The organism is Pseudomonas sp. SMSB3, assembly GCF_052041965.1.
GTDB lineage: Bacteria > Pseudomonadota > Gammaproteobacteria > Pseudomonadales > Pseudomonadaceae > Aquipseudomonas.
On sequence record NZ_JBKGGV010000005.1, the window covers coordinates 255,522 to 269,840 of the forward strand.

Annotated in this window: 17 protein-coding genes and 1 other RNA gene; 6 read left to right on the top strand and 12 right to left on the bottom strand. The window is 62.7% G+C overall.

Annotation, left to right across the window (positions count from 1 at the left end; all coding sequences use genetic code 11):
- Nucleotides 1-76: 76 nt before the first annotated feature.
- Genes ACLEJW_RS11515 through ACLEJW_RS11535 form a run of 5 tightly spaced genes read right to left on the bottom strand, consistent with a single transcriptional unit; the run spans nucleotide 77 to nucleotide 4,889 of the window.
- A complete protein-coding gene (locus ACLEJW_RS11515) occupies nucleotides 77-1,300 on the bottom strand; it encodes a 2-octaprenyl-3-methyl-6-methoxy-1,4-benzoquinol hydroxylase (protein WP_313458147.1) in 1,224 nt (407 codons plus the stop codon).
- A 2-nt stretch (nucleotides 1,301-1,302) separates the two neighbouring features.
- Nucleotides 1,303-1,785, bottom strand: coding sequence for a DUF4442 domain-containing protein (locus tag ACLEJW_RS11520; protein WP_145191011.1), 483 nt, complete (start codon nucleotides 1,783-1,785; stop codon nucleotides 1,303-1,305).
- Complete coding sequence (gene ubiH, locus ACLEJW_RS11525; RefSeq protein ID WP_313458151.1) at nucleotides 1,782-2,981, bottom strand: 2-octaprenyl-6-methoxyphenyl hydroxylase; 1,200 nt, start codon at nucleotides 2,979-2,981, stop codon at nucleotides 1,782-1,784. The genes ACLEJW_RS11520 and ubiH overlap by 4 nt, the downstream gene beginning before the upstream one ends.
- A complete protein-coding gene (gene pepP / locus ACLEJW_RS11530) occupies nucleotides 2,978-4,312 on the bottom strand; it encodes a Xaa-Pro aminopeptidase (protein ID WP_440777560.1) in 1,335 nt (444 codons plus the stop codon). Before pepP ends, ubiH begins: the two co-directional genes overlap by 4 nt.
- Nucleotides 4,313-4,334: 22 nt before the next feature.
- A complete protein-coding gene (locus tag ACLEJW_RS11535; protein WP_145191003.1) occupies nucleotides 4,335-4,889 on the bottom strand; it encodes a YecA/YgfB family protein in 555 nt (184 codons plus the stop codon).
- Between the two features lie 181 nt (nucleotides 4,890-5,070).
- Between ACLEJW_RS11535 and ACLEJW_RS11540 the strand changes: the two genes are divergently transcribed.
- The 4 genes from ACLEJW_RS11540 (at nucleotide 5,071) to ACLEJW_RS11555 (ending at nucleotide 6,432) form a co-directional block, all read left to right on the top strand.
- Complete coding sequence (locus ACLEJW_RS11540; RefSeq protein ID WP_119371819.1) at nucleotides 5,071-5,253, top strand: TIGR02449 family protein; 183 nt, start codon at nucleotides 5,071-5,073, stop codon at nucleotides 5,251-5,253.
- Nucleotides 5,250-5,570, top strand: coding sequence for a cell division protein ZapA (locus ACLEJW_RS11545; protein ID WP_440777561.1), 321 nt, complete (start codon nucleotides 5,250-5,252; stop codon nucleotides 5,568-5,570). Before ACLEJW_RS11540 ends, ACLEJW_RS11545 begins: the two co-directional genes overlap by 4 nt.
- Before the next feature lie 17 nt (nucleotides 5,571-5,587).
- Nucleotides 5,588-5,767, top strand: a non-coding RNA gene (gene ssrS / locus ACLEJW_RS11550) — 6S RNA.
- A 56-nt stretch (nucleotides 5,768-5,823) separates the two neighbouring features.
- Nucleotides 5,824-6,432, top strand: coding sequence for a 5-formyltetrahydrofolate cyclo-ligase (locus ACLEJW_RS11555; protein WP_145190997.1), 609 nt, complete (start codon nucleotides 5,824-5,826; stop codon nucleotides 6,430-6,432).
- A 10-nt stretch (nucleotides 6,433-6,442) separates the two neighbouring features.
- Here the strand turns inward: ACLEJW_RS11555 and ACLEJW_RS11560 are convergent, their stop codons facing one another.
- The gene (locus ACLEJW_RS11560; protein WP_178108363.1) at nucleotides 6,443-6,592 is read right to left on the bottom strand and encodes a hypothetical protein; all 150 of its coding nucleotides are present in this window, start codon (nucleotides 6,590-6,592) and stop codon (nucleotides 6,443-6,445) included.
- A gap of 177 nt (nucleotides 6,593-6,769) precedes the next feature.
- On the opposite strand from ACLEJW_RS11560, the gene ACLEJW_RS11565 reads away from it, so the two are divergent.
- On the top strand, nucleotides 6,770-7,222 hold the full coding sequence (locus ACLEJW_RS11565) for an EVE domain-containing protein (RefSeq protein ID WP_313297079.1): 453 nt from the start codon (nucleotides 6,770-6,772) through the stop codon (nucleotides 7,220-7,222).
- Between the two features lie 71 nt (nucleotides 7,223-7,293).
- On the opposite strand, the gene ACLEJW_RS11570 is transcribed toward ACLEJW_RS11565, so the two are convergent.
- The gene (locus tag ACLEJW_RS11570) at nucleotides 7,294-7,701 is read right to left on the bottom strand and encodes a flagellar basal body-associated protein FliL (RefSeq protein ID WP_145190991.1); all 408 of its coding nucleotides are present in this window, start codon (nucleotides 7,699-7,701) and stop codon (nucleotides 7,294-7,296) included.
- A gap of 156 nt (nucleotides 7,702-7,857) precedes the next feature.
- Between ACLEJW_RS11570 and ACLEJW_RS11575 the strand changes: the two genes are divergently transcribed.
- On the top strand, nucleotides 7,858-8,835 hold the full coding sequence (locus tag ACLEJW_RS11575; protein ID WP_313297084.1) for an NADPH:quinone oxidoreductase family protein: 978 nt from the start codon (nucleotides 7,858-7,860) through the stop codon (nucleotides 8,833-8,835).
- A 19-nt stretch (nucleotides 8,836-8,854) separates the two neighbouring features.
- Here ACLEJW_RS11575 and ACLEJW_RS11580 read toward each other — a convergent pair whose 3' ends face one another.
- The 5 genes from ACLEJW_RS11580 to trxA all read right to left on the bottom strand — a co-directional run bounded on the left by ACLEJW_RS11580 (nucleotide 8,855) and on the right by trxA (nucleotide 14,164).
- Nucleotides 8,855-9,505 carry a gamma-glutamylcyclotransferase gene (locus ACLEJW_RS11580; protein WP_145190985.1) on the bottom strand — a complete coding sequence of 217 codons (651 nt, stop codon included), beginning with the start codon at nucleotides 9,503-9,505 and terminating at the stop codon, nucleotides 8,855-8,857.
- A gap of 247 nt (nucleotides 9,506-9,752) precedes the next feature.
- Nucleotides 9,753-10,721 carry a CDP-6-deoxy-delta-3,4-glucoseen reductase gene (locus tag ACLEJW_RS11585; protein WP_440777562.1) on the bottom strand — a complete coding sequence of 323 codons (969 nt, stop codon included), beginning with the start codon at nucleotides 10,719-10,721 and terminating at the stop codon, nucleotides 9,753-9,755.
- Entirely contained in the window at nucleotides 10,721-12,187 is a 1,467-nt protein-coding gene (ubiD, locus tag ACLEJW_RS11590) for a 4-hydroxy-3-polyprenylbenzoate decarboxylase (protein WP_313297091.1), read from the bottom strand. The genes ACLEJW_RS11585 and ubiD overlap by 1 nt, the downstream gene beginning before the upstream one ends.
- A gap of 158 nt (nucleotides 12,188-12,345) precedes the next feature.
- The gene (rho, locus tag ACLEJW_RS11595; RefSeq protein ID WP_023532437.1) at nucleotides 12,346-13,605 is read right to left on the bottom strand and encodes a transcription termination factor Rho; all 1,260 of its coding nucleotides are present in this window, start codon (nucleotides 13,603-13,605) and stop codon (nucleotides 12,346-12,348) included.
- Nucleotides 13,606-13,834: 229 nt separating this feature from the next.
- The gene (trxA, locus tag ACLEJW_RS11600; RefSeq protein WP_085676410.1) at nucleotides 13,835-14,164 is read right to left on the bottom strand and encodes a thioredoxin TrxA; all 330 of its coding nucleotides are present in this window, start codon (nucleotides 14,162-14,164) and stop codon (nucleotides 13,835-13,837) included.
- Nucleotides 14,165-14,319 lie beyond the last annotated feature (155 nt).

Genomic DNA, 14,319 nt, shown 5'->3' on the forward strand with positions numbered 1-14,319 from the left:
TGAATCCCATTTTCCGACTCATCCACACAGCAGTTACCGAATGTTGCAGAACGGGGCTGCCTGGCAGCCCCTTCGCTCAAGGCTTTGCCAGCGGCGGCAGGTCGCCGGTCAAGCCAAGCGCTTGCCGGACGAACAGCGCCTTGGCATCGGGCATGTGCTGTATCAATTTCAAGCCGCTGTTCCGCAGCCAACGCAGCGGTAGCTGGTCAGCCTGGAACAGGCGCTCGAAGCCCTCCATCGCGCCCATCAACGCCAGGTTGTGCGGCATGCGCCGACGCTCGTAGCGACTGAGCACCTTGACGTCTGCCAGGCGCTCACCGCGCCGGCTGGCGTCTTCGAGCACCTGGGCCAATACCGCCGCATCGAGAAAGCCGAGGTTGACGCCCTGCCCGGCAAGCGGGTGGATGGTGTGCGCGGCATCACCGATCAGCACCAGGCCGTCGTCCACATAGCGCTTGGCATGGCGCTGGCGCAACGGCACGCACAGGCGCGCATCGGCGTGCAGCACGCTGCCCAGACGCCCTTCGAAGGCACGCTCGAGGGCCTTGAGGAAGGCCGCATCATCGAGCGCCATGACGCGCTCGGCCTGCTCAGGGGTAGTCGACCAGACGATCGAGCACCATTGCTGGTTGCCGTCACGTGCAAGCGGCAGAAAGGCCAGCGGCCCGTCATCGGTGAAGCGCTGCCAGGCAGTGGCCGCATGCGCCGCGCTGCAGCGCACGCTGGTGACGATGGCATGATGCAGGTAATTCCATTCGCGGGTAGCGCAACCGGCCAGGCGCCGCACCGCCGAGTTGGCGCCATCCGCGGCCACTACCAAGGGCGTGCGCAGTTTGCGCCCGTCTGCCAGGGTCAGCAGCCAGTCGTCACCCGAGCGCCGCAGCTGTTCCAGACGGGCATTGGGCCAAAGGCCAATGTCGCTGTCGTGCAGGCGCTCCAGCAAGCCGTCCTGAACCACCCGATTCTCGACGATATGGCCCAGCACCTCGGCATGCACACTGGCCGCCGAGAAGTGCACATGACCGGTGCCGCTACCATCCCACACGTGCATGTCGGTATACGGCGACACCCGCCTGCCGGCGATCCCTTGCCAGGCACCGAGCCGCTCGAGAATGCGCTGGCTGGCGGCCGACAAGGCGCTGACCCGCGGCTCGAACGGCGCTTGGGCATCGAACGGCTTGAGCGCAAGCGGGCCGCCATCGAGCAGGTGAACTTCCAGACCACTGTGGCGCAGCGCCAAGGCCAGGGCGCTGCCGACCATGCCGGCACCAACGATCAACACATCTGCGCGCGTTTCCATGCCTACGCCTGCCTCGCTTGCGGCTTGAGCCGCACGTATAGGGTTTTATCGACCCGCGCCACCAGTTCGCCAGCTTCGTCACGGATATCGACCTGCACACGCGGCAGGTATTTCTTACCGTTGGCGGTCTGTTGACGAATCTCGTCGAGCAGCGCGTCATCGACGTTGAATTCGGCGTACACCGGGCCTTTGCCAGGCGCGATGAAATCGATGGCGGCCGCTTTGTCCCAGACAATGTATTCCCGGCCAAGCTGCTCGATCAGCAGCAGCATGTAGAACGGGTCGACCATCGAATACAGGCTGCCACCGAACTGAGTACCGACGTAATTGCGGTTCCAGCGGGTGAGTTTCATGCACACCTTGGCGCTGCGCATGTCTGGGCTGATGTGCTGGATGCGAATACCCGCGCCGATGTACGGCGGGTAGAAGTTCAACAGCCAGCGCAACAGACGCGCCCGGCGCGCCAGCTTGCGCGGATTGCTCATGCCGGGCCCCGCGAATCGGGGCGGGTACCCAGCCCCATGGCCTGACGGGCGAACCAGCTTTTTGCCGGCGGCAGCAGGTCGAGCCCGAGCAAACCGATGTTACGCCCGGCGGCCAGCAGTGGCTGATTGCTGCCGAACAGGCGGGTGACCTGGTCGGAGAAGCCCACGGTCAGCGCCTGGTCCAGGCGCTGGCGCTGACGATAGGCTTGCAGACTGGGCAGATCGCCCGGGTGTTGTGGGCCGGCCAGCAGGGCATCGGCCAGGGCCTGGACATCGCGCAACGACAGGTTGAAGCCCTGTCCGGCGATCGGATGCAAGCTGTGCGCAGCGTTGCCCAGCACCACCAGGTGCGGACGCACCTGCTCCTCGGCCTCCACCAGCGCCAGCGGATACAGATGCCGAGCGCCGACCTGACGCATGGCGCCGAGGCGATAGCCAAAGGCATCCTGCAGCTCGTGCAGGAAACTGCGCTCGTCGATCTCTGCCAGGCGCTTGGCGTCCATGCCCTGTCGGGTCCATACCAGGGCACAGCGGTTGTCCGGCAATGGCAGCAACGCCATTGGCCCCTGTTCGGTAAAACGCTCGAACGCCTGGCCGCGATGGGCTTGGCCTGGCGTGATGTTGGCGATCAAGGCGCTTTGCTCGTAGGGCGTTCGGCGCACATGGATGCCAAGCTGCTCACGCAGACCGGAACGACCACCATCGGCCAACACCGCAAGATCGCATTCCAGATCCGTGTCGTCATCCAGTTGCAGGCGGTAGCCACCTTCGATGGCCTGCATGGCCTTCACCTCAGCAGGGCAGCGCCAGGCGATCACGTCGGGATCCAGGGCCTGCCACAGCCGTTGCCCGAGCCAGGCATTTTCTACCACGTAGCCCAACGCCGGCACGCCTTCTTCCTGCGCATCCAACCGCGTGGCCCCGAAGCGGCCACGGTCGGACACCTGGATCTGCAGGATCGGTTCGGCACGCGGGCTGATGGCCTGCCACACCCCCAGTTGCTGATAGATCTGCCGCGTGCCGAACGACAGCGCCGAGGAACGCGCATCGTAGCTGGGCTGAAAATTGTCGCCAGGGGCGAACGGCTCGATCAGCAGGATCTTCCAGCCACGGGCCTTGGCGCCAGCCTGCAGGGCCAGGGCCAGGCTGGCGCCCACCAGGCCACCGCCGACGATCGCCAGATTGACCCGGCTCATGGCGCTTCTGCGCGCGCAGCCTGCATCAGCGCCTCGATGTCCGCGACCGTACGCGGTACGCCCGATGTGAGGATTTCACAGCCTTGCTTGGTCACTACCACGTCGTCCTCGATCCTGATGCCAATGCCGCGCCATTTCTTCGCGACGTCTAGATTGTCCGCGGCGATGTAGATGCCCGGTTCCACCGTCAGCGCCATGCCCGGCTCGAGCACGCGCCATTCGCCACCGACTTTGTACTCGCCGACATCATGCACATCCATGCCCAGCCAATGCCCAGCGCGGTGCATGTAGAACGCGCGATAAGCCTCGCTGTCGATCAGCGCCTGCACCTCGCCCTTGAGCAAGCCAAGCTTTACCAGGCCCTCGGTGATGACCCGCACGGTAGCTTCGTGTGCATGGTTCCAATGCTTGCCTGGGGCGATTTGAGCAAAGGCGGCGGCCTGCGCCTGGAGCACCAGCTCGTAGATGGCCTTCTGCTCAGGCGAGAATCGCCCATTGACCGGAAAGGTACGGGTGATGTCGCTGGCATAGCAGTCGATCTCGCAGCCGGCATCGATCAGCACCAGGTCGCCGTTCTTCAGCGGCGCGTCGTTTTGCTGGTAGTGCAGGATGCAGCCGTTGCGCCCTGCGGCGACAATCGACCCATAGGCCGGCATTTTCGCCCCGCCTTTGCGGAACTCGTAGTCCAGTTCCGCTTCCAGGCTGTATTCGTGCAAGCCCGCCCGACAGGCCTGCATGGCTCGCACATGAGCCCGCGCGGAAATGGCCGCCGCAGTGCGCATGACTTTCACTTCCGCTGCCGATTTATACAGGCGCATGTCGTGGAGCAGATGATCCAGGGCAACGAACTCGTTCGGCGGTTGGGCACCGAGGCGCGCCTTGGAGCGAATCACGTTGATCCAGTCCATCAGCCGGCGGTCGAATTCAGGGTTGCTGCCCATGGCGCTGTAGACCCGCTCGCGGCCCTCGATCAGGCCCGGCAGAATCTCGTCGATGTCAGTGATGGGGAAGGCATCGTCGGCGCCGAAGTCGCGCACCGCGCCTTCCTGGCCAGCGCGCAGGCCGTCCCACAGCTCCCGCTCAGGGTTGCGCTCGCGGCAGAACAGCACATATTCGCCATGTTCGCGGCCCGGGATCAGCACGACCACCGCCTCTGGCTCTGGAAAACCGCTGAGGTACTGGAAATCGCTGTCCTGGCGGTACACGTGTTCGACATCGCGGTTACGAATCGCCACCGCGGCCGCCGGCAGGATGGCAATGCTGTTGGGGACCATCTGCGCCATCAGCGCCTTGCGCCGACGGGCATATTCGGCCTTGGATATGTGGCTCATGGGCAGAACGACCCCCGTTCGATCAATGCAGCGAAGGTTTGGGCGCAGCTGCGACAGGCGCGGCCAGCTCCGTGTACAGCAGCAGCGGCGCGACGCGCAGGTATTCCATGACTTCCATGTAGTCGGTCTCGCCGTCTTCGGATTCCTCGAGGGCTTCCTGGACCTGGGAGATGGCGACCAGGTCTTGCAGCACTTCCTTGGCATCGCTGGACAGGTCCTTGCCACCGGCGTTGAGCCCGAAACCGGCGATGAAGCCTTGGCACCACTGACCCAGGGCGGTAGCGCGTTCGCTGAGCGGCGTTTCATCGCCCGGCAGCAGCAGGACGATGGCGATGTCTTCGCCGGTCAGTTCGGCCTTGACCATTTCCTGCAGGCCAAGCAGCGCGGCGCGCACGGTGTCTTGCGGCTCGTTTTCCAGCAAGCCGGCAGCGTCGGCCAGCCAGGCTTCGGTATCGAAGCCCGCGCCGGCGCAGCTACGGCCAATCAGCAGGCCGTGCAGCTCGGCTGGGGAGACAGGGTGACCGTTGCTCGAGAGCAGCGCGGCGAAGGCGGTATAAGGCGATTGGGTATTAGGCATGGTCGGCTAGGCGCCAGAGGGCGCATTTGACTAGAATGAAGGCCTTGTATCCTAGCACCGGCAGGCGCGCCAAGACCATCGGCACTGGCCGTCGTGGCACAGGGAGAGGCATCATCGCGGGTGATTGAACGACGGAGCGAATCGAGTGCAACCCACGCAAGAGAAAGACCTGCAAGCGCTGATGAGCCGCTTCGAGTTGCTGATTGAACGTGTCGAGCAACTAAAACGGCAAAATGCACTCCTAGTAGCTCAGGAAAGATCCTGGCGCGAGGAACGCGCCCACCTCATCGAAAAGAACGAGATCGCCAAGCGTAAGGTCGAGTCGATGATTTTACGCCTCAAGGCCCTGGAGCAAGACTCATGAGTTCAAGCAATAGCGTCACCGTGCAGATCCTCGACAAGGATTACTCGATCATCTGCCCGCCCGAGGAGCGCAACAACCTCGTCAGCGCGGCGCGCTACCTCGACAGCAAGATGCGCGAGATCCGCAGCAGCGGCAAGGTGATCGGTGCCGAGCGCATCGCGGTGATGGCGGCGTTGAACATTACCCATGAGATGCTGCACCGTCAGGAAGACCGCAACGACACCTCAGGCGGTGGCACCAGCCGCGAACAGGTGCGCGATCTGCTGGAGCGGGTCGATCAGGCACTGGCCGACGATGCGGGTACCAAAAACGGCTGAGATTGGTATACTGGCGCCACTCCCTGGTGGATGCGCCAGTCGGTTATGTCCCTGAGCCGATACGCACAACCACGGGGGTTGCACGCTGGGGCCGGTGTGCATGTCCGCTAGACGGAAAGCCTTAACGCCCCCTGCAATCTCCACCTTGAACTTTCGGGTTCAAGGGCTACACCGATAGCGGTCTTATCGGGGAGCCTGATTCCTCTTGCCCAGTGTCCAGCTGGGCAGCTCGACACCTGGGGTAGCCCGTGCCATGACTGAACTCGCACCGCTTACCCGGCCCCAGCTTCGTCGCCTGCTGCGCAACGCGCGCCGCGCCCTCACCCCCGCCGAGCAACGCCAGGCCTCTCTCGGCTTGTACCGCCAACTGGCGCAAGACCCGCTATTTCGCCGCGCCAGGCACATTGCCATGTACTTGCCCAACGACGGTGAAATCGACCCGCGTCTGCTGCTGCGTGAAGCGCAGCGGCGGGGCAAGCGCATCTATCTGCCGGTGCTGCATGCCTGGCCGCGCACGCGCATGGTATTCCAGCGCTTCGATCAGGGTGAAAGACTCAAGCGCAACCGCTTTCGCATCCCCGAGCCGGTCACCGACCGACGGCGTCAACGGCCGATCTGGTCGCTGGACCTGATCCTGCTGCCGCTGGTGGGGTTTGACGCGGTCGGTGGCCGGCTGGGCATGGGCGGGGGCTTCTATGACCGCAGCCTGGCCTATCAGACACGGCGCAAGACATGGAAGAAGCCGCTGCTGTTGGGGTTGGCCCATGAGTGCCAGAAAGTCGAACGACTGGCGCAGGCCAGCTGGGACGTGCCGCTACAAGGTACGGTCAGTGATCGCGGCTGGTACTTGGCGGGTAAATGAGCGAGGCCGGTCAGCGCTGCTGAGCGGGAGCCTCGATCGGGGTCTGGTAGGCAGTGTCGAGCTTGCGCTCCCAGAAGCCTTGGGCATAACCGGTGGTGACCACGCCCAGACCAAAGATGAAGACCAGGATCCAGAGCAGATCCGGTTTACGTTGATTCATTGAAGAATGCCCCCCTAGGCATACGTTCAGGCTCGGCGACCTTCTTGGTGCCGCCGGAGCGTCTAGCTTAAAATCGGCGCATTTTCCGACAACCTGAGTCGACACGCAAACGTTGACGCCAACCGGCCGTCGGTTTCGTGCAACAGGTTATTTCAAACTTTTTCAGGAGCAATGCCGATGGCTTACTGGCTGATGAAATCCGAGCCTGATGAACTTTCCATCGAAGGTCTGGCGCGTGTGGGCGAAGCGCGCTGGGACGGTGTGCGTAACTATCAGGCACGCAATTTCATGCGCGCCATGGCGGTTGGCGATGAGTTCTTCTTCTACCACTCCAGCTGCCCGCAGCCTGGTATTGCCGGCATCGGCCGGATCACCACGCCAGCCTACCCTGACCCCACTGCCCTGGACCCGCAAAGTCATTACCACGATGCCAAGGCCAGCGCCGAGAAGAATCCCTGGAGCGCATTGGACGTGGCCCATGTACGGACCTTCAAGCAGGTGCTGGGGCTGGGTCTGTTGAAGCAACAGGGCGCGTTGGCCGAGTTGCCGCTGGTACAGAAAGGCACACGCCTGTCGGTGATGCCGGTGACCGAAGCGCAATGGTCGGCGATCGTGGCGCTGGCTGACTAGCAAGGCCTAGCCGTAGAGCACGACATCAACCAGCCCTGACCAGGCCCGTCGGGCCAGTCAGCTCAGGCCGATCACTGCACGATCAGGTTGTTGAACAACAGATCTTCGACGATCGGCTTGCCCTCCTCCGCCTCCATCACCTGCTGAACCTGCTTCAGTGCTTCCTGGCGCAACCGCTCCTTGGCGTCGACGTTGCTCATGTTGTCCACCGTCTGCTGGGTGAACAGCGCCACCAGCTGGTTGCGAATCAGCGGCTCATGATGCTTGACCGCCGCAGCCGCGGCATCGCCGGTCACGCGCAGGGCGACATCGGCCTTGTATACACGCAGCTTGGGGCTGCCATCGAGCGCATAGTTGCCGACGAAAGGCGGGCTCAGGCTGATGTAGGACACCTTGGGTGCGCCTTCTTCCTTGGCCTCTTCAGCCATGGCCGCCGCTGGCAGCAGCAACGCCAGTACCATCAAGATCCACGCTTTCACGAATTCGCTCCTAAACACAGTTGGCGCCAGCTTACCCAGCATGCTGCGCAAACCCAAGCCCAGGCTTATGCCGGCCCATCAGGGCGGACCATGCTCGTTGACCGGGCGGGCTGCACTCCTACACTTATCGGCCACTACACGCAAAGGAATAGCCCGATGAAAGCTGTGTTGTGCAAAACCCTCGGCCCGGCCGGCAATCTGGTGCTGGAAGAGGTCGCAAGCCCCGTGCCGAAACACAACGAGGTCCTGATCGACGTGCAGGCGGCCGGGGTCAACTTCCCCGATACGCTTATCATCGAAGGCAAATATCAATTTCAACCGCCCTTGCCGTTTTCTCCGGGTGGCGAGGCTGCTGGCATCGTCGCCGCAGTGGGTGAACGAGCAGGCCGCTTCAAGGTCGGCGACCGGGTCATGGCCTTGACTGGCTGGGGTGCGTTCGCCGAGCAGGTGGCTGTGCCGTTCTACAATGTCATGCCGGTGCCGCAGCACATGGATTTCGCCACGGCTGCAGCATTCGGCATGACCTATGGCACGTCCATGCACGCACTCAGGCAGCGCGGTCAACTGCAGGCTGGCGAAACCTTGCTGGTGCTGGGCGCCTCAGGCGGGGTGGGCCTGGCGGCCGTGGAAATCGGCAAGGCTTTGGGTGCGAGGGTGATCGCGGCGGCCAGCAGCGCCGAGAAGCTTGCCGTGGCCAAAGCTGCCGGCGCTGATGAATTGATCGATTACAGCCAGGCCAGTCTAAAGGAGGAGGTCAAGCGCCTGACCGGCGGCAACGGCGCCGATGTGATCTACGACCCGGTAGGCGGCGAGCTGTTCGACCAGGCAGTACGCTCACTGGCCTGGCAAGGCCGCCTGCTGGTGGTCGGCTTCGCCAGCGGCAGCATTCCACAGCTGGCGGCGAACCTGGTGCTGCTCAAGGGTGCTGCGGTGATGGGGGTGTTCTGGGGCGCTTTCGCCCAGCGTCAGCCTGAGGACAACGCAGCGAATTTCCAGCAGCTGTTCGCCTGGCATGCCGAAGGCAAGCTCAAGCCCTTGGTGTCCAGGACTTATCCACTGGCTGAAGCTGGCACTGCGATCGACGCGCTTGGGCAGCGACAGGCTGTGGGTAAGTTGGTGGTGCTGACCCGCTAAGCCTCCACTGCACTGGCCTTCACAGCTCGCGCAGGTTGTGACAGCGCCTGAATCGGGCTTCGAGATTGCGATCAGGCATCTGATGGCTGCGCAGCGCGTTGAGGGTCTGCTCGACGTAATCGCGCGTTGTGCCATAGCGGCCCTTGGCGCTGGCGAGGATCTGACTGAGCAAGGTGTCCGGCAGGTTGCCGGCATAGCAGGGTAGATGACGTTCCAGCACGAACCCCAATGCCTGCACCTTGCTGCCATCACTCAGGCGACAGTTGAGCCAGTGCGGCCGGTACGCCGGGAACGGCATTTCCCGTTGCCACAATGCCAGCAGCGAGTCATCCAGGCAGCTTTCATCGAGGCGGTAGGCGAACCCGCTGCAAGAGCCGCCTCGGTCGAGGCCAAACACCAGACCGGGCGTTTCCGGGGTGCCGCGATGCTCGTGCGACCACAGATACAGCCCGCGGTGATAGCCATGCACGCGTGCGCGCTGGCGCTCGAGGGAATTGCATTCGGGACGCCAGATCAACGAGCCATAGGCAAACAACCAGACCGGGCCTCCTTGGTGGCGCGACATGGTCGTGTGCATGGAGTTGAGCAGTTGCTCGCGAGTCAGTTGCTGGCCGAAGTCGAGCTGCGGTGGATAGGCAACTTCCCAAGATAAACTTTCAAGTGCCGACATAAGCTGCCGCCAGTGTTCCCCAGAAGCTAAAAGATAGAGCGGGCATCGTGATGGATGCGGCTGGCGCCGCGGCGCGCTGGGCGCTTTGCTTAACCATAGGATAGAAAGCCGCCACTGCTCAAGCCCTGGCGAGCCTGTTTTACGCGCACTTCCGACGACTGGGATTCACTGTTTCAACAGGTGCGAAAGTTTAAGGCCGAGGCGGTAGCAATTACCGCCTTATATCCCTCTGCGCAAACTTTGGTTATTAACCGCGAGGGGCGTAGGCGAATACATCGGCACGCATGCGATGAGCGTCCATGCCGGCTTCTACCAGCGCATCGAGGGTGGCATAGACCATGTTTGGCGAGCCGCTGGCATAGACATGCACGGTGTTGAGATCGGCCACGTCCTCGCACACCGCTTCATGCAGCATGCCGCAGCGCCCTTCCCAGCTACACAGGTCGCTGACGACCTTGTGCAGGAACAGGTTGGGCAAACGCTCCCATTGCGGCCAATGCTCGATGGTGTAGAAATCTTCCGGTCGGCGCACGCCCCAGTAGAGGTGCACCGGGTGCTTGAAACCTTGGGCTCGACAGTGCTCGACCAGGCTGTGCATCTGGCCCATGCCGGTGCCGGCGGCAATCAGCACCAATGGCCCGTCGGGCAGCTCGGCCAGGTGGGTATCACCAAAGGGCATCTCGATCCGCGCAACGCGCTCGCGCTGCAGCTGCTCAAGCAATTGCAGGGCGCTGGCTTCGCGGCCCAGCACATGCAGTTCCAGGTCGCGCCCGGCATGTGGCGCCGAGGCCAGCGAGAAGGCCGCCGGCTTGCCGCCTTCGCGCTCGATCATCAGGTACTGCCCGGCGTGGTAACGCGGCGGCTTGCCCGCCGGCGCGCGCAAGCGTACCCGCCAGACATCGCCACCGACCTCGACGCATTCGCTGACGCTGCACGCCAGCTTGCGCACCGGTAGCTCGCCCAGGGCGAGCACACCGTCCCACAAGAGGACGCAGTCCTCCAGCGGTTCGGCGATACAGGTGAACAACTCGCCGTGGTCACGCACCACGCCATCCTGGCGTACGCGCCCTTCGACCAACAACGCAGCGCAGACATGGCAATTGCCATTACGGCAGCTGCTCGGACAGTCATAGCCCAGGCGCCGCGCGCCATCCAGGATCCGCTCTCCGGGTTCGAGCGCCAGCACTGCCCCGGAAGGCTGCAACGTTACCTGCATCAATCTATTCCCAACTGATCCCACAGCTCATCGATACGGCGGGTGACGGCCTCATCCTTGACGATGACCCGGCCCCATTCGCGTGTAGTCTCGCCCGGCCACTTGTGCGTGGCATCCAGGCCCATCTTCGATCCCAAGCCCGACACCGGTGACGCGAAGTCCAGGTAGTCGATCGGCGTATTGTCGATCATCACCGTATCACGCTTGGGGTCCATGCGCGTGGTGATGGCCCAGATCACGTCGTTCCAGTCGCGGGCGTTGATGTCATCGTCGGTGACGATAACGAACTTGGTGTACATGAACTGTCGCAGGAACGACCACACACCCAGCATCACGCGCTTGGCATGGCCTGGATACTGCTTCTTCATGGTCACCACCGCCATGCGGTACGAGCAGCCCTCAGGCGGCAGGTAGAAGTCGACGATTTCCGGGAACTGCTTCTGCAGGATCGGCACGAACACTTCGTTGAGCGCGACCCCGAGAATTGCCGGCTCATCAGGTGGCCGGCCGGTGTAGGTACTGTGATAGATCGGTTTTTGCCGGTGGGTGATGCGCTCGACGGTGAATACCGGGAAGCTGTCCACTTCGTTGTAGTAGCCGGTATGGTCGCCGTACGGGCCTTCCGGCGCCATTTCACCGGGATGGATCACGCCCTCGAGGATGATCTCGGCGGTGGCCGGCACTTGCAGGTTGCTGCCACGGCATTTCACCAGCTCCGTGCGGTTACCGCGCAGCAGGCCGGCGAAGGCGTATTCGGAAAGGGTATCGGGCACCGGCGTCACGGCGCCGAGAATGGTGGCCGGGTCGGCGCCCAGGGCCACGGCGACCGGGAACGGCTGGCCCGGGTTTTTCTCGCACCACTCGCGGTAGTCCAGGGCGCCGCCCCGGTGGCTCAGCCAGCGCATGATCACCTTGTTGCGGCCGATGACCTGCTGGCGGTAGATACCCAGGTTCTGGCGGTCCTTGTTCGGGCCGCGGGTCACGGTCAGGCCCCAGGTGATCAGCGGCGCCACGTCGCCCGGCCAGCAATGCTGGATCGGCAGCGCGCCAAGGTCGACATCGTCACCCTCGAGCACCACTTCCTGGCACACCGCGTCCTTGACCACCTTGGGCGCCATCGACACGACCTTCTTGAAGATCGGCAACTTCGACCAAGCGTCCTTCAAGCCCTTGGGCGGCTCAGGCTCCTTGAGAAAGGCCAGCAGCTTGCCGATTTCGCGCAGTTCGTCGACCGACTCTGCGCCCATGCCCATGGCCACGCGCTCCGGGGTGCCAAACAGGTTGCCCAGCACCGGAATGTCGAAGCCGGTGGGCTTTTCGAACAGCAGCGCCGGGCCCTTGGCGCGCAGCGTGCGGTCGCAGACCTCGGTCATTTCCAGGACGGGGGAAATCGGAACCTGGATGCGCTTGAGTTCACCGCGCTGCTCCAGGCCGCGGATGAAGTCGCGCAAATCGCGATACTGCATGCATGAGCCTCGTATTGGCCGTATCGGTCGGGGTTGCAGAGTGTAGCGCCGTTCAGCGTCTGGTTGGGCAAAAATGCACTGGGGCCGCGTTGTGCCCCTTCACGGTCAACCCGCGAAGGGGCACGCTGCGGCCCCAGTCATTCAGCAACCTGAAACGCTTACTTGCGCTTCATCGACAGGAAGAACTCGTCGTTGGTCTTGGTCTGCTTGAGCTTGTCGACCAGGAACTCGATGGCGGCGATCTCGTCCATCGGGTGCAGCAGCTTGCGCAGGATCCACATACGCTGCAGTTCGTCGTCGGCAGTCAGCAGCTCTTCGCGACGCGTACCGGAGCGGTTGATGTTGATGGCCGGGAACACACGCTTCTCGGCGATGCGGCGATCCAGCGGCAGCTCCATGTTGCCCGTGCCCTTGAATTCTTCGTAGATCACTTCGTCCATCTTCGAGCCGGTTTCGACCAGCGCGGTGGCGATGATGGTCAGCGAGCCGCCTTCCTCGATGTTACGGGCAGCGCCGAAGAAACGCTTGGGCTTCTCCAGGGCATGGGCGTCGACACCACCGGTGAGCACTTTGCCGGAGCTTGGGATCACGGTGTTGTAGGCACGCGCCAGACGGGTGATGGAGTCGAGCAGAATCACCACGTCCTTCTTGTGCTCGACCAAGCGCTTGGCCTTCTCGATGACCATCTCGGCGACCTGCACGTGGCGGGTTGGTGGCTCATCGAAGGTCGAGGCGACCACTTCGCCGCGCACGGTGCGCTGCATCTCGGTGACTTCTTCCGGACGCTCGTCGATCAGCAGGACGATCAGGTGGCACTCGGGGTTGTTACGGGTGATGTTCGCTGCGATGTTCTGCAGCATGATGGTCTTACCGGCTTTCGGCGGCGCGACGATCAGGCCACGCTGGCCCTTGCCGATCGGGGCGCACAGGTCGATGACACGACCGGTGAGGTCTTCGGTGGAGCCGTTGCCGGCTTCCATCTTCAGGCGCTTGTTGGGGAACAGCGGCGTCAGGTTCTCGAAGAGGATCTTGTTCTTCGCGTTTTCTGGACGGTCGAAGTTGATGGTATCGACCTTGAGCAGCGCGAAGTAACGCTCGCCTTCTTTTGGCGGGCGGATCTTGCCGACGATGGTGTCGCCAGTGCGCAGGTTGAAACGGCGGATCTGGCTCGGCGACACATAGATGTCGTCAGGGCCGGCCAGGTAGGACGCGTCAGCCGAACGAAGGAAACCGAAACCATCCTGGAGAATCTCCAGCACGCCGTCACCGGAGATCTCTTCGCCGCTTTTCGCATGCTTTTTCAGCAGGGAGAAAATCACGTCCTGTTTGCGCGAACGGGCCATGTTCTCGATGCCCATCTGTTCGGCCATTTCCAAAAGATCGGTAATCGGCTTTTGCTTGAGTTCTGTCAGGTTCATAAGGGGAATGACGTAATCATGTAAGAAGGGAGGATTAAGCTGTGCTTAATGAGGCCGCGCCGCTAGATGGCGACAGGATCGCGTACTGATTCGAATTAGGGATGCTTCGGCGACGGCGTGCAGAGGGCACTGGAAAAGCAGTGCGAGGCCGAATGTAACACTTGCTTTTTTCTGCGTCTAGTGCTCTGAAAAAGAAAAACCCCGCATTTGCGGGGCTTTTTTCGTCACTTCACAGGTGGGCGTCGAGGAACGCGGCCAGCTGCGATTTGGACAGGGCGCCGACCTTGGTCGCCTCGACGTTGCCGTTCTTGAACAGCATCAGTGTCGGGATCCCACGCACGCCGTGCTTGGCAGGGGTTTCCTGATTGTCGTCGATGTTCAACTTGGCGACGGTCAGTTTGCCTTCGTAGGTGGCCGCGATGTCGTCCAGAACCGGAGCGATCATCTTGCAGGGGCCGCACCATTCAGCCCAGTAGTCGACCAGCACCGGGCCTTGAGCCTGCAGGACTTCGGCGTCGAAGGTGGCGTCGGTGACGTGTTTGATCAGATCGCTGCTCATGGATATCTCCAGGGTCGTAAGCAAAAAACGTGGCCCATAATAGCCGTACCCACGCCCTACAGGAAGTCGGGGTCGATTGAGTGTAACTATAGTTGAGCAAGATGCCACGAATCGAAACTGTCATGTAAGTGTCATAGCATCGAACGGCCCATTGC

What these genes read in the sequence shown, in the direction of transcription:
- ACLEJW_RS11560 (WP_178108363.1), bottom strand. Translation starts at nt 6,592, where the DNA reads ATGAATCAACGTAAACCGGATCTGCTCTGGATCCTGGTCTTCATCTTT.
- rho (WP_023532437.1), bottom strand. Translation starts at nt 13,605, where the DNA reads ATGAACCTGACAGAACTCAAGCAAAAGCCGATTACCGATCTTTTGGAA.
- pepP (WP_440777560.1), bottom strand. Translation starts at nt 4,312, where the DNA reads ATGAGCCACATATCCAAGGCCGAATATGCCCGTCGGCGCAAGGCGCTG.
- ubiD (WP_313297091.1), bottom strand. Translation starts at nt 12,187, where the DNA reads ATGCAGTATCGCGATTTGCGCGACTTCATCCGCGGCCTGGAGCAGCGC.
- ubiH (WP_313458151.1), bottom strand. Translation starts at nt 2,981, where the DNA reads ATGAGCCGGGTCAATCTGGCGATCGTCGGCGGTGGCCTGGTGGGCGCC.
- ACLEJW_RS11580 (WP_145190985.1), bottom strand. Translation starts at nt 9,505, where the DNA reads ATGTCGGCACTTGAAAGTTTATCTTGGGAAGTTGCCTATCCACCGCAG.
- ACLEJW_RS11555 (WP_145190997.1), top strand. Translation starts at nt 5,824, where the DNA reads ATGACTGAACTCGCACCGCTTACCCGGCCCCAGCTTCGTCGCCTGCTG.
- ACLEJW_RS11515 (WP_313458147.1), bottom strand. Translation starts at nt 1,300, where the DNA reads ATGGAAACGCGCGCAGATGTGTTGATCGTTGGTGCCGGCATGGTCGGC.
- trxA (WP_085676410.1), bottom strand. Translation starts at nt 14,164, where the DNA reads ATGAGCAGCGATCTGATCAAACACGTCACCGACGCCACCTTCGACGCC.
- ACLEJW_RS11565 (WP_313297079.1), top strand. Translation starts at nt 6,770, where the DNA reads ATGGCTTACTGGCTGATGAAATCCGAGCCTGATGAACTTTCCATCGAA.
- ACLEJW_RS11535 (WP_145191003.1), bottom strand. Translation starts at nt 4,889, where the DNA reads ATGCCTAATACCCAATCGCCTTATACCGCCTTCGCCGCGCTGCTCTCG.
- ACLEJW_RS11520 (WP_145191011.1), bottom strand. Translation starts at nt 1,785, where the DNA reads ATGAGCAATCCGCGCAAGCTGGCGCGCCGGGCGCGTCTGTTGCGCTGG.
- ACLEJW_RS11585 (WP_440777562.1), bottom strand. Translation starts at nt 10,721, where the DNA reads ATGCAGGTAACGTTGCAGCCTTCCGGGGCAGTGCTGGCGCTCGAACCC.
- ACLEJW_RS11545 (WP_440777561.1), top strand. Translation starts at nt 5,250, where the DNA reads ATGAGTTCAAGCAATAGCGTCACCGTGCAGATCCTCGACAAGGATTAC.
- ACLEJW_RS11575 (WP_313297084.1), top strand. Translation starts at nt 7,858, where the DNA reads ATGAAAGCTGTGTTGTGCAAAACCCTCGGCCCGGCCGGCAATCTGGTG.
- ACLEJW_RS11540 (WP_119371819.1), top strand. Translation starts at nt 5,071, where the DNA reads ATGAGCCGCTTCGAGTTGCTGATTGAACGTGTCGAGCAACTAAAACGG.